At 67.7% G+C, this 21,257-nt stretch carries 21 protein-coding genes and 1 tRNA gene; 9 read left to right on the top strand and 13 right to left on the bottom strand.

The window, feature by feature from the left end; translation table 11 throughout:
* Nucleotides 1-17: 17 nt before the first annotated feature.
* Nucleotides 18-1,529, bottom strand: a complete 1,512-nt coding sequence (locus WS89_RS30615; protein WP_059504781.1) for a leucyl aminopeptidase — start codon at nucleotides 1,527-1,529, stop codon at nucleotides 18-20.
* Between the two features lie 122 nt (nucleotides 1,530-1,651).
* Here WS89_RS30615 and lptF point away from each other — a divergent pair, with 122 nt between their 5' ends.
* Genes lptF through WS89_RS30600 form a run of 3 tightly spaced genes read left to right on the top strand, consistent with a single transcriptional unit; the run spans nucleotide 1,652 to nucleotide 4,309 of the window.
* The gene (gene lptF / locus WS89_RS30610) at nucleotides 1,652-2,746 is read left to right on the top strand and encodes an LPS export ABC transporter permease LptF (protein ID WP_059504780.1); all 1,095 of its coding nucleotides are present in this window, start codon (nucleotides 1,652-1,654) and stop codon (nucleotides 2,744-2,746) included.
* 3 nt (nucleotides 2,747-2,749) lie between these two features.
* Complete coding sequence (gene lptG / locus WS89_RS30605; protein WP_059504778.1) at nucleotides 2,750-3,898, top strand: LPS export ABC transporter permease LptG; 1,149 nt, start codon at nucleotides 2,750-2,752, stop codon at nucleotides 3,896-3,898.
* Nucleotides 3,899-3,925: 27 nt separating this feature from the next.
* Nucleotides 3,926-4,309, top strand: coding sequence for a sirohydrochlorin chelatase (locus WS89_RS30600; protein ID WP_027785167.1), 384 nt, complete (start codon nucleotides 3,926-3,928; stop codon nucleotides 4,307-4,309).
* 81 nt (nucleotides 4,310-4,390) lie between these two features.
* On the opposite strand, the gene cobA is transcribed toward WS89_RS30600, so the two are convergent.
* From cobA to WS89_RS30570, 6 genes are all read right to left on the bottom strand, one after another.
* Nucleotides 4,391-5,140, bottom strand: a complete 750-nt coding sequence (gene cobA / locus WS89_RS30595) for a uroporphyrinogen-III C-methyltransferase (protein WP_059504776.1) — start codon at nucleotides 5,138-5,140, stop codon at nucleotides 4,391-4,393.
* Nucleotides 5,141-5,200: 60 nt separating this feature from the next.
* The gene (locus WS89_RS30590; RefSeq protein WP_059504774.1) at nucleotides 5,201-6,517 is read right to left on the bottom strand and encodes a sulfate adenylyltransferase subunit 1; all 1,317 of its coding nucleotides are present in this window, start codon (nucleotides 6,515-6,517) and stop codon (nucleotides 5,201-5,203) included.
* Between the two features lie 22 nt (nucleotides 6,518-6,539).
* The gene (gene cysD, locus WS89_RS30585) at nucleotides 6,540-7,502 is read right to left on the bottom strand and encodes a sulfate adenylyltransferase subunit CysD (RefSeq protein WP_006478076.1); all 963 of its coding nucleotides are present in this window, start codon (nucleotides 7,500-7,502) and stop codon (nucleotides 6,540-6,542) included.
* A gap of 75 nt (nucleotides 7,503-7,577) precedes the next feature.
* Complete coding sequence (locus tag WS89_RS30580) at nucleotides 7,578-8,330, bottom strand: phosphoadenylyl-sulfate reductase (RefSeq protein ID WP_059504772.1); 753 nt, start codon at nucleotides 8,328-8,330, stop codon at nucleotides 7,578-7,580.
* On the bottom strand, nucleotides 8,327-8,869 hold the full coding sequence (locus WS89_RS30575; RefSeq protein ID WP_059795787.1) for a DUF934 domain-containing protein: 543 nt from the start codon (nucleotides 8,867-8,869) through the stop codon (nucleotides 8,327-8,329). Before WS89_RS30575 ends, WS89_RS30580 begins: the two co-directional genes overlap by 4 nt.
* A 25-nt stretch (nucleotides 8,870-8,894) precedes the next feature.
* Nucleotides 8,895-10,574, bottom strand: a complete 1,680-nt coding sequence (locus tag WS89_RS30570) for a nitrite/sulfite reductase (protein WP_059504769.1) — start codon at nucleotides 10,572-10,574, stop codon at nucleotides 8,895-8,897.
* A 214-nt stretch (nucleotides 10,575-10,788) separates the two neighbouring features.
* Between WS89_RS30570 and WS89_RS30565 the strand changes: the two genes are divergently transcribed.
* The 3 genes from WS89_RS30565 (at nucleotide 10,789) to WS89_RS30555 (ending at nucleotide 13,138) form a co-directional block, all read left to right on the top strand.
* Nucleotides 10,789-11,730 carry a CysB family HTH-type transcriptional regulator gene (locus tag WS89_RS30565; protein WP_027785173.1) on the top strand — a complete coding sequence of 314 codons (942 nt, stop codon included), beginning with the start codon at nucleotides 10,789-10,791 and terminating at the stop codon, nucleotides 11,728-11,730.
* 70 nt (nucleotides 11,731-11,800) lie between these two features.
* Nucleotides 11,801-12,958 (top strand): ABC transporter substrate-binding protein, encoded by a 1,158-nt coding sequence (locus tag WS89_RS30560; RefSeq protein WP_059795786.1) that lies wholly within the window; start codon nucleotides 11,801-11,803, stop codon nucleotides 12,956-12,958.
* Nucleotides 12,959-13,053: 95 nt separating this feature from the next.
* A tRNA-Leu gene (locus WS89_RS30555) sits at nucleotides 13,054-13,138 on the top strand.
* Between the two features lie 345 nt (nucleotides 13,139-13,483).
* On the opposite strand, the gene WS89_RS30550 is transcribed toward WS89_RS30555, so the two are convergent.
* Complete coding sequence (locus WS89_RS30550) at nucleotides 13,484-14,386, bottom strand: LysR family transcriptional regulator (RefSeq protein WP_059795784.1); 903 nt, start codon at nucleotides 14,384-14,386, stop codon at nucleotides 13,484-13,486.
* A 120-nt stretch (nucleotides 14,387-14,506) separates the two neighbouring features.
* On the opposite strand from WS89_RS30550, the gene WS89_RS30545 reads away from it, so the two are divergent.
* The gene (locus WS89_RS30545) at nucleotides 14,507-15,244 is read left to right on the top strand and encodes an SDR family oxidoreductase (protein ID WP_059795783.1); all 738 of its coding nucleotides are present in this window, start codon (nucleotides 14,507-14,509) and stop codon (nucleotides 15,242-15,244) included.
* 44 nt (nucleotides 15,245-15,288) lie between these two features.
* Nucleotides 15,289-16,188, top strand: coding sequence for an SDR family oxidoreductase (locus WS89_RS30540; RefSeq protein WP_059795782.1), 900 nt, complete (start codon nucleotides 15,289-15,291; stop codon nucleotides 16,186-16,188).
* A 35-nt stretch (nucleotides 16,189-16,223) separates the two neighbouring features.
* Here WS89_RS30540 and WS89_RS30535 read toward each other — a convergent pair whose 3' ends face one another.
* A complete protein-coding gene (locus tag WS89_RS30535) occupies nucleotides 16,224-17,114 on the bottom strand; it encodes an alpha/beta fold hydrolase (RefSeq protein ID WP_059795980.1) in 891 nt (296 codons plus the stop codon).
* Nucleotides 17,115-17,226: 112 nt separating this feature from the next.
* Between WS89_RS30535 and WS89_RS30530 the strand changes: the two genes are divergently transcribed.
* Nucleotides 17,227-18,114: a LysR family transcriptional regulator gene (locus WS89_RS30530; protein ID WP_059795781.1), complete on the top strand. Its 888-nt coding sequence runs from the start codon at nucleotides 17,227-17,229 to the stop codon at nucleotides 18,112-18,114.
* A 108-nt stretch (nucleotides 18,115-18,222) separates the two neighbouring features.
* On the opposite strand, the gene WS89_RS30525 is transcribed toward WS89_RS30530, so the two are convergent.
* The 4 genes from WS89_RS30525 to copC all read right to left on the bottom strand — a co-directional run bounded on the left by WS89_RS30525 (nucleotide 18,223) and on the right by copC (nucleotide 21,232).
* Nucleotides 18,223-19,152, bottom strand: coding sequence for a LysR family transcriptional regulator (locus tag WS89_RS30525; protein ID WP_059795779.1), 930 nt, complete (start codon nucleotides 19,150-19,152; stop codon nucleotides 18,223-18,225).
* A 187-nt stretch (nucleotides 19,153-19,339) separates the two neighbouring features.
* Complete coding sequence (locus WS89_RS30520) at nucleotides 19,340-20,113, bottom strand: SDR family oxidoreductase (RefSeq protein ID WP_059795778.1); 774 nt, start codon at nucleotides 20,111-20,113, stop codon at nucleotides 19,340-19,342.
* A 179-nt stretch (nucleotides 20,114-20,292) separates the two neighbouring features.
* A complete protein-coding gene (locus WS89_RS30515) occupies nucleotides 20,293-20,793 on the bottom strand; it encodes a DinB family protein (protein WP_059504754.1) in 501 nt (166 codons plus the stop codon).
* A 64-nt stretch (nucleotides 20,794-20,857) separates the two neighbouring features.
* A complete protein-coding gene (copC, locus tag WS89_RS30510; protein ID WP_059504752.1) occupies nucleotides 20,858-21,232 on the bottom strand; it encodes a copper homeostasis periplasmic binding protein CopC in 375 nt (124 codons plus the stop codon).
* Nucleotides 21,233-21,257 lie beyond the last annotated feature (25 nt).

The raw sequence follows: 21,257 nt of genomic DNA, 5'->3' as shown, positions 1-21,257 counted from the left end.
CGTCGTCGGCCCCGCCATCACTGGCCGGCGCGGTCGATCAGGAACTGCGCGAGCAACGGCACCGGACGGCCCGTCGCGCCCTTCGCCGCACCGCCCTTCCATGCGGTGCCCGCGATGTCGAGGTGAGCCCACGGATAGCTCTCGGTGAAGCGCGACAGGAAGCACGCGGCCGTCACGGCGCCGGCCGGACGCCCGCCGATGTTCGCGAGATCCGCGAAATTCGACTTCAGCTGTTCCTGGTACTCGTCGTCGAGCGGCATGCGCCATGCCGGGTCGTTCGCCTCGCGCGACGCGTCGAGCAGCTCGCCCGCGAGCGCGTCGTTCGTCGAGAACAGCCCGCTGTTGTGGCCGCCCAGCGCGATCACGCACGCGCCCGTCAACGTCGCGACGTCGATCACGGCGGCCGGCTTGAAGCGCTCGGCATACGTGAGCGCGTCGCACAGGATCAGGCGGCCTTCGGCGTCGGTGTTCAGCACCTCGATCGTCAGCCCCTTCATGCTGGTGACGATGTCGCCCGGCTTCGTCGCGTTGCCGCCCGGCATGTTCTCGCAGGTCGGCACGATCGCGACGACGTTGATCTTCAGGCCCATCTCGGCGACCGCGCGGATCGTGCCGAGCACCGAGCCCGCGCCGCACATGTCGTACTTCATCTCGTCCATGCCTTCGCCCGGCTTCAGCGAGATGCCGCCCGTATCGAACGTGATGCCCTTGCCGACCAGCACGACCGGCGCGGCCTTCGCGGCGGCGCCCTGGTAGTGCAGCACGATGAACTGCGGCGGCTCGACCGACGCGCGCGCGACCGACAGGAACGACCCCATCTTCAGCGCCTGGATCTGCTTGAGCCCGAGGACCTCGGCCTTCAGGCCCCAATCCTTCGCGATCTTCTTCGCGGTGTTGCCGAGATAGGTCGGCGTGCAGACGTTGCCCGGCAGGTTGCCGAGGTCGCGGGTCAGATCCATCCCGTTCGCGAGCGCGACGGCCTGCTTGACCGCGACCTTCGCGGCCTTTTCGTCCGCCGGATCGACGCTGAACACGACGCGCTTGAGCGTGTGCGACGCCGGTTCCGGCTTGCTCTTCATCTGCGTGAAGCGGTAGGTCTCGTTGCGCAGCGCGAGGATCGCGGCGCGCACGCCCCAGTCGGAGCTGCGCTCGTCGACCGGCAGTTGCGCGAGCGAGAACGTGACCTGGACGACCTTGGTCGCCAGCAGCGCGCGCCAGGCGGCGGTCACCGCGTCGTTATAGGCTTTCTGATTGAAAGCATCCTGCTTGCCGAGCCCGACGAGCAGCACGCGCGACGCGCCGATGCCCGACACTTCGTGCAGGAACAGCGTCTTGCCGCGCTTGCCGTCCATGTCGCCGGCCTTCACCACGCGCGAGATCAGCCCCTTGGTGGCCGTGTCGATGTCGAGCGCCGCGCCCGACAGGGTCTGCGCCTCGAAGATGCCGAGCACGATGCAGTCGGACTTCCCGGTCAGGAACCCCTTGGCCTCGCCTTTGCTCCAATCACAGCCTTTTATGCTAAAGTCCATCGCGCTTGTCCTCGGATAAAATCTGGGCTAAGGATGAAAGCCGCAATTATCCGCTATTTTTCCCGTGGCGGCGCGAGCGCTCCACCACGCGTGCGCAGCCTCCCGCCCTCTTCTCATCAAGAATGATCTTCGAACGCTCCCTCCAGCGCGAGCTTGCGTATACGGCTGGCGCCGTGTTCATGGTGCTGCTCACGATCATGCTCACGACGATGATGATTCGCATCGTCGGCTACGCCGCGTCCGGCGAAATCGATCCGCGGGACGTGCTCGTGCTGATCGGCCTGACCGTGATCGGCTACCTCGCCGTGATGCTCGTCGTCACGCTGTTCGTGTCGATCCTGTTCGTGCTGACCCGGTGGTACCGGGACTCCGAAATGGTGGTGTGGCTCGCGTCGGGCGTGAGCCTCACGCGCCTCATCAAGCCGATCGGCGTGTTCGCCACGCCGATCGTCCTGCTGATCGCCTTCTTCGCGTTCGTCGGCTGGCCGTGGTCGAACCAGCAGAGCAAGATGATCAAGGCGCGCTTCCAGCAGCGCGACGAAATCTCGCTGCTCGCGCCCGGCCAGTTCCGCGAATCGGCCGCGAACCATCGCGTGTTCTTCATCGAGAAGATGTCGCCCGACCAGAGCAAGGTCCAGAACGTATTCGTCACGTCGACGGAAAACGGCAAGCTCAACGTGGTCGTGTCGCAGACGGGCCACACGGAAACCTCGAAGGACGGCGATCGTTTCGTCGTCCTCGAAGACGGCCGCCGCTACGACGGCACGCCCGGCCAGCCGAACTTCAAGATCATGGAGTTCGAGCGCTACGGCGTGAAGATCACCAGCAAGCCGGTCGTCAACGTTCAGACCACCAACAGCACGCCCACGCCCGACCTGCTGCGCAACCCGACGCGCGACAATCTCGCGGAATTCGCGTGGCGCGCGGGGCTGCCGCTGATCGCGCTGAACCTGATGGTGCTCGGCATCCCGCTCGCGTACCAGAACCCGCGCCGCAGCCGCACGATCAACCTCGTGATGGCCGTGCTGATCTACCTCACGTATTCGAACCTGCTGAACGTCGTGCAGGCGCAGATCGAGCAGGGCAAGATGTCGTTCGGCGTCGGTCTCGTCGGGCTGCACGTGCTCGTCGCGGCGATCGTCGCGTTCATTTTCTGGTTGCGCGTGCGCAATCGTCCGTTGTTGTCACGCGCGCTGTTCGGCCGCTCGGGAGCATGATCGATGCGGCTCTATGAAAAATACTTCGCGCGGCAGATCTACATCACGTTCATCTTCATCCTGTTCGCGTTCTCCGGTCTGTTCTTCTTCTTCGACCTGATCAGCGAGCTGAACTCGGTCGGGCACGGCAATTACAAGTTCGGCTACGCGGTGCTGCGCGTCGCGCTGCAAACGCCGTCGCGCTTCTACGAGATCATCCCGGTCGCCGCGCTGATCAGCGCGATCTACGTATTCGCGCAGATGGCCGCGAACTCGGAATTCACGATCTTCCGCGTGTCGGGCCTCGCGACCAACCAGGCGCTGCGTTCGCTGCTGAAGATCGGCGTGCCGCTCGTGATCGTCACCTACCTGATCGGCGAATTCGTCGGCCCGTACGCCGACCAGTTGTCCGAACGCGTGCGGCTGCAGGCGCTCGGTGCATCGGTGTCGTCGAACTTCCAGTCGGGCGTGTGGGTGAAGGACACGCTCGCGGCCCGCGAGAACGGCGAGCAGGTCACGCGCTTCGTCAACGTCGGCAGCCTGTCGCCCGACTCGACGATCAGCAACGTGCGCATCTACGAGTTCGACTCGAAATTCCAGCTGCAGAACGTGCGGATCGCGCAAACCGGCCGCTACGAGCCGCCCGGCCACTGGCTGCTGAAAGGCGTCACCGAAACGGAGCTGACGCCGATCAAGCCGGTCAGCGGCCAGCCGGCCGATGCGCTGAACCCCGTGTACCGGTCGCAGCAGGTGTCGCTGCCCGAATACCGGCTGCGGTCCGACCTGACGCCGCAGATCCTGTCGGTGCTGCTCGTGTCGCCGGAGCGCATGTCGCTCATCAACCTGTTCCGCTACATCCAGCACTTGCGCGAGAACCAGCAGGACACGCAGCGCTACGACATCGCGCTGTGGCGCAAGCTGTTGTATCCGTTCGCGGTATTCGTGATGCTCGTGCTGTCGCTGCCGTTCGCCTACCTGCACACGCGGGCGGGCGTGGTCGGCGTGAAAGTGTTCGGCGGCATCATGCTCGGCATGAGCTTCCAGCTGCTCAACACGCTGTTCTCGCACATCGGCACGCTGAACACGTGGCCCGCGCCGCTCACCGCCGCGACGCCGGGTCTCATCTATCTCGCGCTCGGCCTGTTCGCGCTCAAGTGGGTCGACCGGCACTGAGCGCCGCGTCGCGACGGAGGCTTCGACATGCATTCGCACGGTATCGTCCTGTTCGGCCACGGCGCCCGCGACCCGCGCTGGGCCGAGCCGTTCGAGCGGCTCGCCGCGCGGCTGCGCGGCGCCGGCTCCCCTGCCGCGCAGGTGTCGCTCGCGTTCCTCGAACTGATGACGCCGTCGCTCGCTGAGGCCGTGGCCGCGCAAGTCGCGGCCGGCTGCGCGCGCATCACCGTGGTGCCCGTGTTCTTCGGCCAGGGCGGCCATGTCCGCCGCGACCTGCCGCAGCTCGTCGACGCATGCCGCGCCGCGCATCCGGGCGTCGAGATCCGCTGCGCGACGGCCGTCGGCGAAGACGACGGCGTGCTCGACGCGGTCGCGCGCTATTGCGTCGACCAGCTCGGCGACGACGCGTAGGCCACGTCTTCGCCACGCCCAAAGAAAAAGCGCCGGCATCTGCCGGCGCTTTTTGCGTTTGGGATCGCGCGCGAGCCGCGCTCAGGCGGCATTGCGCACCGGGTCGCCCGCCTGCGCCTGCCGTGTGCGTTCGGCGAATGCATCGCCGATCATCAGCAGGCTCGGTTCCGCGGGATCGAGCCACGCCTGCGCATCGCCGGCCGCCATGCGGGCGAGCGTCAGCGTCAGCGTGCGTTCGCGCGCGGTGCTGCATGCCTCGACGATCGCCACCGGCGTCGCCGGCGCACGGCCGGCGTCGATCAATTCCTGCGCGATGCCGGGCGCGCTGTCGCGGCCCATGTAGTAGACGATCGAATCGGCGCGTGCGGCTTCGCGAATCTCGTCGCTGCCCGGTGCGCGGCTGTGCGTGGCGAACGCGACGCTGCGCGATACGCCACGCAACGTGAGCGAACGCTTCAGCGTCGCCGCACCGGCCAGCGCCGCGGTGATGCCCGGCACGACCTCGTAGTCGATGCCGGCCGCGTCGAGCGCGCGCATTTCCTCTTCGGCGCGACCGAACAGCATCGGATCGCCGCCCTTCAACCGCACGACGCACGCATGCTCGCGCGCCGCGTCGACGATCTGCTTGTTGATGAAATGCTGCGCGGTCGAGCGCTGCCCGCAGCGCTTGCCGACCGCGATCTTCCGCGCGTTCGGCGCATAGTCGAGCATCGCGGGCTCGACGAGCGCGTCGTGCAGCACGACGTCGGCCTGCTCGAGCAGCCGCATGCCGCGCACCGTGATGAGGTCCGCGGCGCCCGGCCCTGCTCCGATCAGATATACCTTGCCCATGTTTGTCGCTTCGCTAGGGTCCTGCCGCGGCGGCCGGTTCGCCGCCGCGCAGATTGACGATTACGCCGAGAACGCGCGGATCATCCCGGCGGCGACCGTGTGGTGCGTCGCCTCGTCGATCAGCACGAACGCGCCCGTACCGGGGTGCGCATCGTACGTGTCGCACACAATCGGCTTTTGCAGCGTCAGCGCCACGCGGCCGATGTCGTTCATCTTCAGGTCCTGGCGATCGGTCGCGTGCGACAGCGTATGCACGTCGAGCACCTGCTTGACGCCGCCGATCTTCGCGAACACCGTGCTGGTGGTCTGCTTCAGCAGGTACTTGCGCTGCGGCGACAGCGGCGTCTCGTCGAACCAGCACAGGTCCGCCTCGAGCTTCTTCGCCGGCTCGACCGGCTCGGCGGCCGTGACGAACATGTCGCCGCGCGACACGTCGACATCCTCTTCGAGACGGATCGTCACCGTCTGGCCCGCGAACGCGTGCGCGACCGATGCGGTGCCGCCCGGCACCGGCGCGACGATCTCGGCGACCGTCGCGGTGCGGTTCGACGGCAGCACGACGATCGCGTCGCCGACCTTCACTTCGCCCGACTCGATCCGGCCCATGTAGCCGCGGAAATCGTCGGCCGAGCTGCCGTCCTGGCGCGCGACCCACTGCACCGGGAAGCGCAGCGCGTCGTGCGCCTGCGTCTCGACCGGCAGCGACTCGAGCACGTCGAGCAGCGGCTCGCCGGCGTACCACGGCATGCGCTCGCTCGCGCCGACGATGTTGTCGCCCTTCAGCGCGGACACCGGCACGAAGCGCACGTCGGTCAGGCCGAGCTGCTTCGCGAGCGCGACGTACGCGTCGCGGATCTCGTTGAAGCGCGCCTCGCTGTAGTCGACGAGGTCCATCTTGTTGATCGCGACGATCACGTGCTGCAGCCCGAGCAGCTTGACGATCGCGCTGTGGCGCTTGGTCTGCGGCAGAAGTTGCACGACGCCGTTCTCGACCGTGATGCGCGTCGCGTCGATCAGGATGATCGACGCGTGCGCGGTCGACGCGCCCGTCACCATGTTGCGCGTGTACTGCTCGTGGCCCGGCGTGTCGGCGATGATGAACTTGCGCTTCGCGGTCGCGAAATAGCGGTACGCGACGTCGATCGTGATGCCCTGCTCGCGCTCGGCCTCCAGCCCGTCCGTCAGCAGCGCGAGATCGAGCTCGTCGCCGACCGTGCGCTTGTTCTTTGCGCGCGACAGCGCGGACAGCTGGTCGGACAGCACGGCCTTGCTGTCGTACAGCAGGCGGCCGATCAGCGTGCTCTTGCCGTCGTCGACGCTGCCCGCGGTGATGAAGCGCAACACGCCGAGGTCTTCGGTGTTCTCGATGATGCTCATGATGTGAATGTCCTCGTGTGCTTCAGAAATAACCTTGCTTCTTGCGCTGTTCCATCGCGGCTTCGGACGCCTGGTCGTCCATCCGGGTCGCACCGCGCTCGGTGATCTCGGTCACCGCCGTCTCGGCGATGATCTTCTCGACGTCGTCCGCGTCGCTTTCGACCGGGCACGTGCAGCTGATGTCGCCGACCGTGCGGAAGCGCACCTGCGCCAGCTCGCTCGTCTCGCCGTCACGCATCGGCGTGAGCGGCGTGACCGGCACGAGCAGCCCGTTGCGGCGCACGATCTCGCGCTGATGCGCGTAGTAGATCGACGGCAGTTCGAGGTTCTCGCGCGCGATGTACTGCCACACGTCGAGCTCGGTCCAGTTCGAGATCGGGAACACGCGCAGATGCTCGCCCTTGTGCAGGCGGGCGTTGTACAGGCTCCACAGTTCCGGGCGCTGCGCCTTCGGGTCCCACTGGCCGAATTCGTCGCGGAACGAGAAGATGCGCTCCTTCGCGCGCGCCTTCTCTTCGTCGCGGCGCGCGCCGCCGATCAGCGCCGTATAGCCGTGCTGTTCGATCGTCTCGAGCAGCGTGACGGCCTGCGCGGCGTTACGCGAATCGGTTTCGCGGCGCAGTACGACCGTGCCGCGCTTGATCGAGTCCTCGACGTGGCCGACCACCAGCTCGGCGCCGAGCTCCTGCGCACGGCGGTCGCGGAAGTCGATCACTTCCTCGTAGTTGTGGCCCGTGTCGATATGCACGAGCGGGAACGGCAGCGTCGTCTTGCGGTTCGCGCCGAGGCCGAACGCCTTCAGCGCCAGGTGCAGCACGACGACCGAATCCTTGCCGCCCGAGAACAACAGCGCCGGCTTGCTGCATTCGGCGACGAGTTCGCGCAGGATGTGGATCGACTCGGCTTCGAGCCAGTCGAGATGGCCCATGCGGCTGTCGGCGCCGGTGGGCGGGGCAAAGGCGGATTGCTCGAGCGTCGTGCTCATGATTTCAGTCCTTCTCTTCCGGGTTCGTGCCGCCCGCTGTCGCAGGCGGCGCAATATTCAGTGTCTTGTCGGCTTTCAGTGCGCGGCGCCGGCATCGGCATTCGCGGGAATCGGCGTGATCGTGGTGATGTGCAGCCCGCATTCCTTCGTGTCGCGCGACTCCCACCACCAGCGGCCCGCGCGGCTGTCCTCGCCGGGACGGATCGCGCGCGTGCACGGCTCGCAGCCGATGCTCGGATAGCCGCGCGCATGCAGCGGGTTGACCGGCACGTCGAACGCGTTAAGGTACGCCCACACGTCGGCTTCCGTCCAGTCGGCGAGCGGGTTGTACTTCGCGATCCCGCGCGCTTCGTCCCGTTCTTCCTCGTGCAGCTCCGCGCGCGTGACCGACTGCTCGCGGCGCTGGCCCGTGACCCACGCGCCGACGTCGGCCAGCGCGCGGTTCAGCGGCTCGACCTTGCGGATATGGCAGCACGACTTGCGCAGCTCGACGCTCTCGTAGAACGCGTTCAGGCCATGCTCGGCGACGTACTGGTCCACCGCGTCCTGCTGCGGGTGGAACTGCTCGATCTCGTAGCCGTAGCGCTCGCGCACGCGATCGATCATGCCGAGCGTTTCGGCGTGCAGGCGGCCCGTGTTCAGCGAGAAGATGCCGATCGGCACGCCCTTCGACAGGATCGCGTGCGTGAGCAGCATGTCTTCCGCGGCGAGGCTGCTCGCGAATTTCACCTTGTCGTGACGGGCGCCGATCCGCGCGAGCAGCGCGTCGAGGCGCTCGACCTTCGCGGCGAGTTCCGGCGTCAGTTCGGTGGCGGTCGCGGTGCTCATGCGCTCACCTTGGTGTCGGCCGCAGCCTCGCGGCGGCGGAACAGCGGCGCCGGCTCGTCGAATGCGCCCTGGTAACGCTGCGTGAATTCCGTGAACGCATTCAGCGCGTCGTGGATGTCCTTGTCGGCGCGCACCGCGAACGCGTCGAAGCCGCAACGCGACATGTACAGCAGTTGGTCGCGCAGCACGTCGCCGATCGCGCGCAGCTCGCCCGTCCAGCCATGACGTTCGCGCAGCAGGCGCGCGATGCTGTAGCCGCGGCCGTCCGCGAAGCGCGGGAAATCGACGGCGACCAGCGAGATCGCGCCGAAGTCGGCCACGAGATCGGCCGGTTCGCTGTCCGGCGCGAGCCACACGCCGAGTTCGTCCTTCGTCTTCGCGGCGACGAGCGCCGCACGCTCGGCCTGCCACAACGCGAACGGCACCAGCACCTTGCCGGCCGGCAATGCGTCGACCGCGGGCAGCGCGCCGTCCTCCGCCGCGCGCACGACCTGCCATGCGTCGTCGATCACTGCGCGGTTCTTGATAATCGAAGCCATCTGCAAATTCCTTCTACCCGGTTGGTTACGCGTTCACTGCCTGGCGCGCCGCATACACGCGCTCCTTGAACGGCGCGATGCCGATGCGGTCGTACGTGTCGATGAAGCGCTCGCCGTCGATGCGTGCTTCGACGAACGTGTCGATCAGCTTCGCGATCACGTCCGGCACTTCTTGCGCGGAGAACGACGGCCCGATCACGCGGCCGAGGCGCGCGCCGTTGCGGCCCGTGCCCTGCTCGCCGCCGAGCGACACCTGGTACCACTCGGCGCCATCCTTGTCGACGCCGAGGATGCCGATGTTGCCGACGTGGTGATGGCCGCACGAGTTCATGCAACCGGAAATGTTCAGCGACAGGTCGCCGAGGTCGTACACGTAATCCAGATCGTCGAAACGCTGCTGGATCGCGAGTGCGATCGGGATCGACTTCGCGTTCGCGAGCGAGCAGAAGTCGCCGCCCGGGCACGCGATGATGTCGGTCAGCAGGCCGATGTTCGGCGTCGCGAAACCGGCCGCCTTCGCCTTTTCCCACAACGCGAACAGGTCGCGCTTCTTCACGTTCGCCAGAATCAGGTTCTGCTCGTGCGACACGCGCAGTTCGCCGAGCGAGTATGCGTCGGCCCAGTCGGCGACCAGATCCATCTGCGCGTCGGTGGCGTCGCCCGGAGCCACGCGGTGATCCTTCAGCGACAGCGTGACGGCCGCATAGCCCGGCACCTTGTGCGGTGCGACGTTACGCTCGACCCAGCGCGCGAATGCCTTGTTCTCGAGCAGGTGCTGTTCGAACGACGCGTCGGTGTCGGCGAGCTTCTCGTAGACCGGCGGCTGGAAGTACTGCGACACGCGGTCGATTTCGGCCTGCGTGAGCGTCGACGGGCCGTCCTTCAGGTGCTGCCATTCTTCCTCGACCTGCTGCGCGAACTTCGCCGGCGACAGCGCCTTCACGAGGATCTTGATCCGCGCCTTGTACAGGTTGTCGCGGCGGCCGTAGCGGTTGTACACGCGCAGCACGGCCTCGCAGTACGTGAGCAGGTGCTGCCACGGCAGGTCTTCCTTGATCACCGCGCCGACGATCGGCGTACGGCCGAGGCCGCCGCCCGCGAGGATGCTCGCGACCACCTCGCCCTGCGCGTTCTTCTTCAGGTACACGCCGAGGTCGTGGATCTGCACGGCCGCGCGGTCGTGCTTCGAGCCCGACACCGCGATCTTGAACTTGCGCGGCAGCCATGCGAATTCCGGGTGAAACGTCGACCACTGGCGCAGGATTTCGGCCCACGGGCGCGGATCGATCTCTTCGTCCTGCGCGACGCCGGCGAACTGGTCGGCCGTGATGTTGCGGATGCAGTTGCCCGACGTCTGGATGCCATGCATCTGCACCGACGCGAGCTTCGCGAGGATCTCGGGCGTCTCTTCCAGTTCGATCCAGTTGAACTGGATGTTCGAGCGCGTCGAGAAGTGGCCGTAGCCGCGGTCGTGTTCGCGGGCGATGCGGGCCAGCATCCGGAGCTGGTCGCTGCGCAGGTTGCCGTACGGAATCGCGATGCGGTGCATGTACGCGTGGCGCTGCATGTACAGGCCGTTCTGCAGACGCAGCGGACGGAATTCGTCTTCGCTCAACTCGCCCGACAGCCGGCGGCGCACCTGGTCGCGATACTGCGCGACTCGCTCGTCGACGATCGTCTGGTCGTATTGGTCGTACTGATACATTCGGGGACCCCAGGGTTTTCGTGTTGACCGCGCGACGTCCTAGCCACGTCGCGCCCGAATCTCCGTTCCGTCGTCACCGCCGCCATCCGCTGCCGGCTGGATTGCTAATGACGAAAACAGATATCCATATTTGAAAAACTCGGGTGAATCGTAATAAACTCGCCTTATATTTCAAACGACTAAAAAATTCTGTTGATATGCGGAAGGGTTATAAATGAACCTGCACCAATTTCGCTTCGTGCGCGAGGCCGTCCGGCAGAATTTCAACCTCACCGAGGCCGCCAAGGCGCTCTACACGTCGCAACCGGGAGTATCGAAGGCAATCATCGAGCTCGAGGACGAGCTGGGTGTCGAGATCTTCACGCGGCATGGCAAGCGCGTGCGCTCGCTCACTGAGCCGGGCCGGATCATCCTCGCATCGGTCGAGCGGATTCTTCAGGAAGTTGAAAGCTTAAAGAGGGTGGGGAAAGATTATGCGGCGCAGGATCAGGGCAACCTGACCATCGCGGCCACCCACACGCAGGCCCGCTACTCGCTGCCGGCCGCGATCGCCGAGTTCAAGAAGCGCTTCCCGAAGGTCCACCTGTCGATCCTGCAGGGTAGCCCGACGCAGGTGGCCGAGATGGTGATCCACGATCAGGCCGATCTCGCGATCGCGACCGAGGCGATCTCCGACTACAAGGAGCTCGTGTCGCTACCCTGCTTCCAGTGGCATCACGCGGCCGTCGTGCCGGCCGACCATCCGCTGCTCGAACGCAAGCCGGTCACGCTGGACGATCTCGCGCAATATCCGCTGATCACGTACGACGACGCATTCGCGGGCCGCAAGAAGATCAATCATGCGTTCGCGCTGCGCGGGCTGTCGCCGGACATCGTGCTCGAGGCGATCGACGCCGACGTGATCAAGACCTATGTCGAACTCGGCCTCGGCGTCGGCATCATGGCCGACATCGCGTTCAATCCCGAGCGCGATCGCGGCCTGCGGCTGATCCCGGTCGGCCATCTGTTCGGCAGCAACGTGACGCGCGTCGCGCTCAAGCAGGGCGCCTACCTGCGCAGCTATGTGTATACGCTGGTCGAACTGCTGTCGCCGACACTGAACCGCAAGCTGATCGAGCAGGCGCTCAAAGGCGAATCCGAATCGTACGAGCTTTGACGGACAGGTATGAACACAGGGGCGCGCATTGCGCCCCTTTTCGTTGCCCGACGGAAATGGAGATTCCCGCATGACGCTTCCCGCCCTGTTGCGCCGCGCCGCCGGCGCCGCCCTCCTGCTCGCCTGCGCGGCCGCGCATGCCGACCTGAAGGTCGGCGTCGACCTGTCGTCGACCGGCCCGGCCGCCGCGATCGGCATCACGAGCAAGAACGCGATCCTGATGTGGCCGAAGACGATCGCCGGGCAACCCGTGCAGGTCACGGTGCTCGACGACGCCTCCGACCCGGGCACCGCGGTGCGCAACATCCGCAAGCTGGTGGACGAGGATCACGTCGACGTCGTGGTCGGGCCGAACATCACGCCGGCCGCGCTCGCGGCGCTCGACGCGGTGGCGGCCGCACAGACGCCGATGATCACGCTGGTCGGCTCGGGTGCGATCGTCGAGCCGCAGGAAGGCGCGCGGACCTGGGCGTTCAAGATGGCGCAGAGCGACCGCGCGATGGCCGACGTGATGACGCGCTACATGGCCAACCACGGCGTGAAGACGGTCGGCTTCATCGGCTTCGCGGACAGCTACGGCGACAGCTGGCTCAACGAATTCACGCGCTTCGCGGACCTGCGCAAGATCCGCGTGGTCGCGACCGAGCGCTTCAATCGCACCGACGCGAGCGTCACGGGCCAGGCGCTGAAGCTGATCGCGGCGAAACCCGATGCGATCCTGATCGCCGGCTCCGGCACGCCGGCCGTGCTGCCGCAGCGCACGCTGATCGAGCGCGGCTACAAGGGTGCGGTCTACCAGACCCACGGGATCGCGACGCCGGAATTCATCAAGCTCGGCGGCAAGGACGTCGACGGCACGCTGTTCCCGACCCAGCCGGTGGTCGTCGCGCACACGCTGCCGGCCGACCACCCGGCCCGCCGCGCCGCGCTCGCGTTCGTCGATGCGTACGACGCGAAATACGGCGCCGGCACCGTCACGCAGTTCGCGGGCGATGCGGCGGGCGTCTATCCGCGCCTCGCCGACGCGGTCGGCCGCGCGCTGAAGGCCGCGCAGCCCGGCACGCCCGCGTTCCGCGCGGCGCTGCGGCGCGAACTCGAACGCGCGCACGAGCTCGTCGTGCCGAACGGCGTCGTCAATACGAGCGACAAGGATCACGTGGGGCTCGACCAGCGTGCGAGCGTGATGGGGATCGTGAAACAGGGCCGCTTCGTCTATCTGAGCCAGTGACTTGTACGCCGGATGCCGGGTAGCTTGCCCGGCGCCCGGATTTCCGCCATAATCCGCGTTTCGCCGCGCACCACCGCATGCGCGGCCACGATCAAGCCCAGGTGGTGAAATTGGTAGACGCAGGGGACTCAAAATCCCCCGCCGCAAGGCGTGCCGGTTCGATTCCGGCCCTGGGCACCAGTATTTCGCAGCGTCCGCGCTGCAATCGTCGAAACCCGCGCAAGCTCGCCGCTTCGCGGGTTTTTTGTTTTTGGCCGCATCGCCGCGACAGGCGTTCCGCCCGGCAGTCCAAGCATCAGGGAGATGCCGATCACGGAGGCCGCGTCCACGCGCAAGATTTCACGCCGAATCTGCCGCGCCGTGCTCGCCACCGGGCTGGCGCTCATGCTCGGCGGTTTGCGACATACCGAGCGCGCCGCCCGTACCCGACTGGCCCGGGCCGCATGCGCCCTATCCGTTCCCGGACAACCTTCCCCATCGCACCGAATGACCTGACGGCAGCCCTTCGTCGTGCAGCCACCTCACTCAGGCCATCAGCTCGCGGACGAAGTCGAGAAACACCCTCACCTTCGCCGAAACGAGATTCGACGCGTGGTGATACGCGTAAAGCGGGAAAGTCTCGTCCGCCCACTCGGGCAACAACTGCACCAACCGCCCGTCGGCCAGGACGTCCCGCGCATAGAGTTCCAGCAGTTGCGCGATGCCGACGCCGCCCAGGCACGCGCCGAGCAGCCCGCCCGTATCGTTGACCGTCAGCCTGCCGGCGGCGTCGACCGGCACGACTTCCTTGCCGCGATGAAATTCCCATTCGTACGGCCGCCCCGTCACCGGATTGCGGATCAGCACGCACTGGTGACCGTCCGCGAGATCCCGCGGGTGCCGCGGTTCGCCATGACGCGCGACATAGGCCGCCGACGCGCAGGTCAGCACGCGCGTCTCGACCAGCAGGCGCGCCCGATATGACGACGGCTCCGGGATGCCGAAGCGCACGGCCACGTCGAAGCCGTCGGCGACGAGGTCGCCCATCCGGTCGCGCACGCTGATCTCGACCGACAGGTCCGGAAAGCGGTCGAGAAATTCCGTCATCCGCGGCGCCAGCACGTAGTGACCGAACGTGCCGTCCACGTTGACCCGCAATCGGCCCCTCACGCGTGCCTTCGACCGGCCGGCGTCGAGCGCCGCCTCCTCGATGCCGGCCAGCAGCGGCGCGACCGCCTCGTAAAAGCGTCGTCCTTCGTCGGTCAACGTGATCGCGCGCGCCGTCCGGTTGAAGATCCGGATGCCGACGCGCTGTTCCAGCCGGGCGACGGCGCGGCTCACCGCCGGTTGAGTCAGTCCCATCGCCTCGCCCGCGCGCGCGAAGGTGCCGGCCTCGATCACCGCGGAGAGCACCCCGATACCGCTGAGCAGCCTGCTGTCGAATCCCATTAGACGTACTTTCAGTCATCCATTGACTGATCATTATTCATTATTTTTATTTGTCGAGGAAGCCTACAGTTGTCCTGTCGCCGGATCGAACGGCATTCATCCATTCACCAGGAGCAGGACATGAGCACATCGGAACAGGTCGCCCTCGTCACGGGTTCATCGCGCGGCATCGGCGCGGAAATCGCGCGCCAGCTCGCCCGGGACGGTTTCCGGGTCGTCGTCAACTATGCCGGCAGCGCCGGCCCGGCCCGCGACGTGGTCGATGCGATCGTCGCCGACGGCGGCCGTGCCGTCGCGGTGCAGGCCAACGTCGCCGACCCGGCGGCCGTGGCCGCGCTGTTCGACGCCGCCCGCGATGCATTCGGCGGCATCGACGTGGTGGTCAATTCAGCGGGCGTGATGAAGCTGGCGGCGATCGCCGACTGCGACGACGCGCTGTTCGACGAAACGATCGCCATCAACGTGAAAGGTACGTTCAACGTATGCCGCGAAGCGGCAAACCGGGTGCGCGACGGGGGACGCATCATCAACCTGTCGACCAGCGTGATCGGCATGCGCATGCCGACTTACGGCGTGTACGTCGCGAGCAAGGCGGCGGTCGAAAGCCTCACGCAGGTGCTCGCGCAGGAAATGCGCGGGCGCGGCGTCCGCGTGAACGCCGTCGCGCCGGGGCCGGTCGCGACCGAGTTGTTCCTGCAGGGCAAGAGCGCCGAACTCGTCGAGCGGCTCGCGAAGCTGAACCCGCTCGAGCGGCTCGGCCAGCCCGACGACATCGCGCGCGTCGTCGCATTCCTCGCCGGCCCGGACGGCGCGTGGATCAACGGCCAGATCCTGCGCGCCAACGGCGGCATGTGCTGACGGACCGCCCGCCGCCCCCTCGTCTTTCCGCCAGGAGATCGCTCATGAAGGAAGTCATCCTCGTCACCGGCGCGTCCAGCGGCTTCGGCCTGCTGACGGCCCAGGCGCTCGCCCGCGCCGGTCACACGGTCTACGCATCGATGCGCGAAAGCGCCGGGCGCAACGCGTCGCGCGTCGCCGCCGTCGCCGGCTATGCGCAAGAACACGGCGTCGACCTGCGCAGCCTCGAGCTCGACGTCGGCGACGATGCATCGGTCGACGCCGCAATCGATCGCGTGATCGCCGACGACGGCCGTCTGGACGTCGTCGTCCACAACGCCGGCCACATGGTGTTCGGGCCGGCCGAAGCGTTCACGCCCGAACAGCTCGCGCAGCTCTACGACGTCAACGTCGTGTCGACCCAGCGCGTGAACCGCGCGGCGCTGCCGCACCTGCGCCGCCAAGGCCGCGGCCTGCTCGTCTGGGTGTCGTCCTCGTCGGCGCGCGGCGGCACCCCGCCGTTCCTCGCGCCCTACTTCGCCGCGAAAGCCGCGATGGACTCGCTCGCGGTGTCCTACGCAGCCGAACTCGCGCGCTGGGGCATCGAAACGTCGATCGTCGTGCCGGGCGCGTTCACCCGGGGCACGAATCACTTCCTCCACGCGGGCAAGCCGGCCGATACCGTCGTACAGGCCGCGTACGACAGTGGGCCGTACGCGGGCGTCGCCGATCAGGCATTGAAGGGCCTCGCCGCGCTCGAGCCGGCGGACGCCGATGCGGGCGCCGTCGCCACGGCGATTGCCACGCTCGTCGCGGCGCCGGCCGGCAAGCGCCCCTACCGCGTGTTCGTCGACCCGTCGCAGGACGGCGCCGAAGAAGTGTTCCGCGTCGGCGATCGCATCCGCCGCGAGATGTTCAGAAACATCGGCCTCGCCGACCTGCTCGCGCCGCGCGTGCACGACTGATCCTTCCCGCGCCGGGTCGGGCCGGCCGGTGCGCGTCACCCCCGCTCGCAGAACCCGAGAATCGCGTCCGCGACCGCCGCCGCGGATTCGCGCTGCGGGAAGTGACCGACGCCGTCGAGCACCTGCCGCTCGTACCGTCCGGCGAAGAACCGCTCGCGCCCGACCGAGCTGTCCGGATGATTGCAGGCGTCCGCGCCGCCGTGCAGCACGAGCGTCGGCACCGCCAGCACGGGCGCCGGGTTCAGCCGCGCGTCGTCGTCCGCATAGGCCGGCGTGCCCGGCGCGAAGCCCCAGCGCTGCCGGTACGAATGCAGCACGACGTCGATCCAGTCGGGTCCGTCGAACGCAGCGGCCGCCGCGTCGAAATCGCCGTCGCGATACCAGCCCGGCGGCGACCACGTATCCCACATCAGGCGCGCGAACGCACGGCGGTCGTCGCGCAGCGCCTGCTCGCCGCGCGGCGTCGCCATGAACCAGTGATACCAGTAGTTGCGCGCCTGCTGCAGCGACAGCGGCTGAGCGGGATCGTTGGTGCCGTACCCGACCGACAGCATCACGAGATGCGAGGCGGCCCCTCCGCGCAGCCCGCAGGCGTTCGCGGCCGCGCGGGCGCCCCAGTCGTGCCCGACCAGCACGGGCCGCTCGATACCGAGCGCGTCGACGAATTCGAGCAGGTCGCGCCCGAGCGCCGCGAGCTGGCCGCTGCGCGGCACGGACGCGTCGCGAAAGCGCGTGGGCGCAAAACCGCGCAATGCGGGCGCGAGCACGCGGTAGCCGCGCGGGACGAGTGCCGCCGCCACCGCCTCCCAACCGACCGGACTGTCCGGCCAGCCGTGCAGCAGCACGGCGACGCGTTCGCCACGCGGGTTCCATTCGAGATAGGCAATGTCGAGCGACGCAGTCGTCGCATGCGCATAGGTCGTCATCGGGTCCTCCATCAGGTCAAGGTCAGCATGAACGTACGATGGTAGGCCGGCCTTTCATCATGATTCGCGGAGTATCATGATTTACTCTTCAAATATCGCGTTGAATCGATCCATGGAACCGCCGACCGACCCCGCATCGACCGCGCTCGACATCGCGCTGCTGCGCACCTTTCTCGAAGTGGTCGACAGCCGCGGATTCGCCCCGGCCGCCGAGCGCCTCGCGCTGACGCCGTCCGCCGTCAGCGGCCACATCAAGCGGCTGGAACAGGCGGCCGGCACCGTGCTGCTCGCGCGCACGACACGCCGTATCGCGCTGACGCCGGCCGGCGACACGCTGTATGCGTACGCGCGCAACATCGTCGACATGGAGCGCGAAGTGCGCGCGCGGCTGCGCGGCGCGCCGGCGCACGGGCCGCTGCGGGTCGGCGCGTCGGAGGATTTCGCGGGCACGTGGCTGCCGCAGGTGCTGCGCACGTTCCGCGACAGCCATCCGCGCACCTCGATCGAACTGAAGGTCGGCATCACCGCGTCGCTGTTGCGGGAGCAATCCCTGGGCCGGCTCGACGTCGTGTTCGGCAAGCAGTGCCGACAGGTCGACACGCCCGGCGAACTGCTGTGGGAGGAGCCGCTCGTGTGGGCATTCGCGGCCGATACGGCGCTCGACGCCGAAGAAGGCGTGCCGCTCGCGCTGTTTCCGGAGCCGTGCGTGTATCGGCAAGCCGCGGTTTCCGCGCTCGCCGCGGCGCTGCGGCCGTTTCGCGTGCTGTTCGAAAGCGGGAGCATGGCCGGCTGCATGTCGGCCGCGCTCGCCGGTTTCGCAGTCACGGCGCTCGCGCGCAGCCAGTTGCGCGACGGCCTGCGCGAATGCGGGCCGCACGACGGCCTGCCGGCGCTGCCGGCCGCACGCTTTTACGCATTCGCGTCGAAACCCGCGGGCGTCGGCGCCGCACTGGTCGACGCGGTACGGGCCACCGGGCGCACCCGGCAGTTCGCCGCTTGAGCATGCGCGGCGCAGTCGCCGCACGGCCGCAGCGCGCCGATGCCGATCGGCCGCACCCCGAGCCGGCGAACGGCGGGACGGCCCGCGGATACCGGCACGATGCCGCCTTCAGTCGCCGCTGCCGCTCGCGCCTGCGTCGTTCAACGCATCGGCCATCAACTCGCCGAACCACTCGATGAACGCGTTGAGCCGCCTCGAGCGATGCCGGCGGTGCGGATACACGGCCGCCACGTCCATCGGCTCGGCGCGGTGGCCGGGCATCACGTCGACGAGTGCGCCGCTTGCCAGCAGATGCTCGACGTCGAAGCGCGGAATCTGGATCAGCCCCATTCCCGCGATGCAGCTGGCGATATAGGTTTCGGCGTTGTTGACGATCACGCGGCTCGGCAGCGTCAGCTCGTGCCGCTGTCCGTCTGCGCAGTATTCCCAGCCGAGCTCGCGCCCCGTCGTCGGCGACGCATAGCCGATCGCCCAGTGCCCGTGCGCGAGCGCATCCGGATGCTCGGGCACGCCGCATTCGCGCAGGTAGTCGGGGCTCGCGCAGTTGATCAGCGCGAACTGCCCGAGCGGCCGCACGACGAGACTGCTGTCCGCGAGCCGCCCGACGCGGATCGCGCAATCGACACCCTCCTGCACGAGGTCGATCGTGCGATCCGTCGAGCCGAGCGACAGTTGCAGCTTCGGGTGGCGACGAAACAGCGACGGCAGCGCGGGCGCCACGACGCGGCGCGCGATCCGGCTCGGCACGTCGACGTTCAGCCGCCCGACCACGTCGCGGTCGCGACGCCGAAACAGGCGGTCGAGTTCGTCGGCTTCCGCGAGCAGGCGCCGGCCGCGTTCGAGCAGCAGCGCGCCGTCGGCGGTCAGCTGCACCTGGCGCGTCGTGCGGTGCAACAGGCGCGTGCCGAGCGCCGTCTCGAGCTGCTGGACGGCCGCCGACACGGTCGCGCGCGGAACGTCGAGCGCATGCGCGGCCTTGATGAAGCTGCCCATCTCGACAACCTGCAGGAAGATCCTGACCTGATCCAGCTTGTCCATCGGCGGGAAACCCGGGTTCGAACGGTCGCCGCCGCCGGCTGCCGCGCATCGCGGCCGGCTTCGGCGACACAAGGAAAAACGGGCGCGCGGCCTCGTGACCGCGCGCCCGTCCATTGTCCATGCAAACGCGCCATTGCGGGGCGCCGGTGCCGCTACGGCCGCCGGCACGGCCCGTGAGCGGCCCCGGTTACTTGGTCGTATAGCCGCCGTTGATCAGGATCGTCTGGCCCGTGATCCACCAGCCATCGGTCACGAGATGGCGGATGAACGGCACGACGTCCTCGATGTCGGTCAGCCCCGTCTTGCTGAACGGCGACAGCGCGGCGGCCGTCTTGTGGTACGCGACCGCATCGGCGCCTTCGGCCGGATAGAAGAACGGCGTGTCCATCGGGCCCGGCCCGACGGCCGTCACCGAGATGCCGCGCGCGCCGTATTCCTTCGACGCCGCGCGCGTGAAGTGCTCGACCGGCGCCTTCGACCCTTCGTACGCCGCGTAGAACGGCGTGAACGCGCCGAGCAGCGACGTCACGAGCGTGACGAGCTTGCCGTGATCCTCGAGGTGCCGCCCGGCTTCCTTGATGAAGAAGAACGCCGACTTGCTGTTGACCGCGAACATCTCGTCGTACTCGGCTTCGCTGATCTCGGTGAACGGCTTCTTCAGCACCTTGCCGACCGTGTTGATCGCGATGTCGATCTTGCCGAAATGCTGTTTTGCGTCGTCGAACAGCTTCTCGACCGCCGCGGCCGTCGTCAGGTCGCCCTGGAACGTCGCGGCTTGCGCGCCAGCCGCCCGCACCGCGGCGGCCGTCTCCTCGGCCTGCGCCTGCGACGCCGCGCTGTTGTAGTGAATCGCCACCGCCTTCGCGCCGTGGCCTGCCAGATCGCGGGCGATCAGGCCGCCTAGATTCTTCGCGCCGCCTGCGATCATGACGACCTTGTCTGCGAGCGTATGAGTTGCCACGGTTGACTCCTTTTTTCGGTGAACGAAGCTAGGAGTGTAGGCATGCACGAGCCGCCGGTCAGCCGGCCGCGGCTGGATGGATTATCCAGAAAACCGATCCAATCGAAGCCATGCAAGGTGGCCTGCCGCACCGACGGCGGGGCCGGATTCCGCGGTTGATTGCCCGGCCGCCGGCCGGCTCAGCGCGCGTGCAGCGCTGCGTCGATCTTGCCGAGCAGCCACTGCATGCCGGCCAGATGCTGCTGATCGTGGCTGCACAGGTAGTGGACGAGCCCGCGCACGGTCAGCGCACCGTAGCCCTCGAACTCGCCGGTACGCTCGAACTGTTCGGGCGTGAGGCGCGACAGCAGCTCCAGCGTCTCGCGCCGCGCGTCGCGAATCGCCGCGAGCACGTCGGACGCATACGCGTCGTTGTAGCGCCGCTCGATCGCGAGCGCGTCGCCATCGATCGAGACGAGCCGCGGCCGGTCTTCGTCGAGCATGCGGCGCAGCCGCACGTGATAGCCGTCGATCTCGATGTCGCGCACATGGCAGAGCTGCCCGAGCGGCGAGAAATGCTCGCTCGGCATGCCGGCCCAGTCGTCCGGGGTCCAGCGCGCATAGCCGTCGGGGACGGCCGCGAAATGCGCTTCGAGCTGGCGGGGGAAATCGGCGAGTGCGTCGAGCGTCGTCGGATTCATGCCGGAGACTCCTGTCGGATAAAGGCGGCGGCAATCCTGGCACGGGCTTGCCGCCGCCGTTGCGTCACTTCACGCCGAAGCCGTACGCGCCCTGCGTGCGATGCCCGTCGGTCGCGACGGCCGCCCACTTCACCGTATACGCGCCCGGGCCGAGCGCCGCGAGCGGCACCGTCATCCGCTTGCGGTTCGACGCGTCGATGCGCGCGCGGCCGCTCGACACCGTCTTGCCGTCGCCGTCGACGACGACGATCGAGCTGAATGCCGGCTCCAGCGGCTCGGTGAAGTCGATCGTGACGGCCGCCGGTGCGGCTGCCAGCGCGGCGCCCGCCGGCGGGTCGCTTTTCGCGAGATGCGCGTGCGCGAACGCGGTCGACGAAACGGTCGCGGCGACGATGACGGCGGCAGCACGGCGGCCGAACGGGAATGAATCGAAAGGCATGAGCGTTCCGTGAAGAATGAACGGG

Source organism: Burkholderia sp. MSMB1072 (assembly GCF_001524725.1).
Classification (GTDB): Bacteria; Pseudomonadota; Gammaproteobacteria; order Burkholderiales; family Burkholderiaceae; genus Burkholderia.
This window is presented reverse-complemented; position numbering and strand designations above follow the sequence as displayed.

Bases quoted from the DNA above. Each gene is read 5' to 3' on its own strand.
- WS89_RS30570 (WP_059504769.1), bottom strand. From the start codon at position 10,574: ATGTATCAGTACGACCAATACGACCAGACGATCGTCGACGAGCGAGTC.
- WS89_RS30530 (WP_059795781.1), top strand. From the start codon at position 17,227: ATGGAACCGCCGACCGACCCCGCATCGACCGCGCTCGACATCGCGCTG.
- WS89_RS30545 (WP_059795783.1), top strand. From the start codon at position 14,507: ATGAGCACATCGGAACAGGTCGCCCTCGTCACGGGTTCATCGCGCGGC.
- WS89_RS30550 (WP_059795784.1), bottom strand. From the start codon at position 14,386: ATGGGATTCGACAGCAGGCTGCTCAGCGGTATCGGGGTGCTCTCCGCG.
- WS89_RS30580 (WP_059504772.1), bottom strand. From the start codon at position 8,330: ATGAGCACCGCGACCGCCACCGAACTGACGCCGGAACTCGCCGCGAAG.
- WS89_RS30565 (WP_027785173.1), top strand. From the start codon at position 10,789: ATGAACCTGCACCAATTTCGCTTCGTGCGCGAGGCCGTCCGGCAGAAT.
- WS89_RS30560 (WP_059795786.1), top strand. From the start codon at position 11,801: ATGACGCTTCCCGCCCTGTTGCGCCGCGCCGCCGGCGCCGCCCTCCTG.
- cobA (WP_059504776.1), bottom strand. From the start codon at position 5,140: ATGGGCAAGGTATATCTGATCGGAGCAGGGCCGGGCGCCGCGGACCTC.
- WS89_RS30535 (WP_059795980.1), bottom strand. From the start codon at position 17,114: ATGACGACCTATGCGCATGCGACGACTGCGTCGCTCGACATTGCCTAT.
- WS89_RS30540 (WP_059795782.1), top strand. From the start codon at position 15,289: ATGAAGGAAGTCATCCTCGTCACCGGCGCGTCCAGCGGCTTCGGCCTG.
- lptG (WP_059504778.1), top strand. From the start codon at position 2,750: ATGCGGCTCTATGAAAAATACTTCGCGCGGCAGATCTACATCACGTTC.
- copC (WP_059504752.1), bottom strand. From the start codon at position 21,232: ATGCCTTTCGATTCATTCCCGTTCGGCCGCCGTGCTGCCGCCGTCATC.
- cysD (WP_006478076.1), bottom strand. From the start codon at position 7,502: ATGAGCACGACGCTCGAGCAATCCGCCTTTGCCCCGCCCACCGGCGCC.
- WS89_RS30615 (WP_059504781.1), bottom strand. From the start codon at position 1,529: ATGGACTTTAGCATAAAAGGCTGTGATTGGAGCAAAGGCGAGGCCAAG.
- WS89_RS30575 (WP_059795787.1), bottom strand. From the start codon at position 8,869: ATGGCTTCGATTATCAAGAACCGCGCAGTGATCGACGACGCATGGCAG.
- WS89_RS30600 (WP_027785167.1), top strand. From the start codon at position 3,926: ATGCATTCGCACGGTATCGTCCTGTTCGGCCACGGCGCCCGCGACCCG.
- WS89_RS30590 (WP_059504774.1), bottom strand. From the start codon at position 6,517: ATGAGCATCATCGAGAACACCGAAGACCTCGGCGTGTTGCGCTTCATC.
- WS89_RS30525 (WP_059795779.1), bottom strand. From the start codon at position 19,152: ATGGACAAGCTGGATCAGGTCAGGATCTTCCTGCAGGTTGTCGAGATG.
- WS89_RS30515 (WP_059504754.1), bottom strand. From the start codon at position 20,793: ATGAATCCGACGACGCTCGACGCACTCGCCGATTTCCCCCGCCAGCTC.
- lptF (WP_059504780.1), top strand. From the start codon at position 1,652: ATGATCTTCGAACGCTCCCTCCAGCGCGAGCTTGCGTATACGGCTGGC.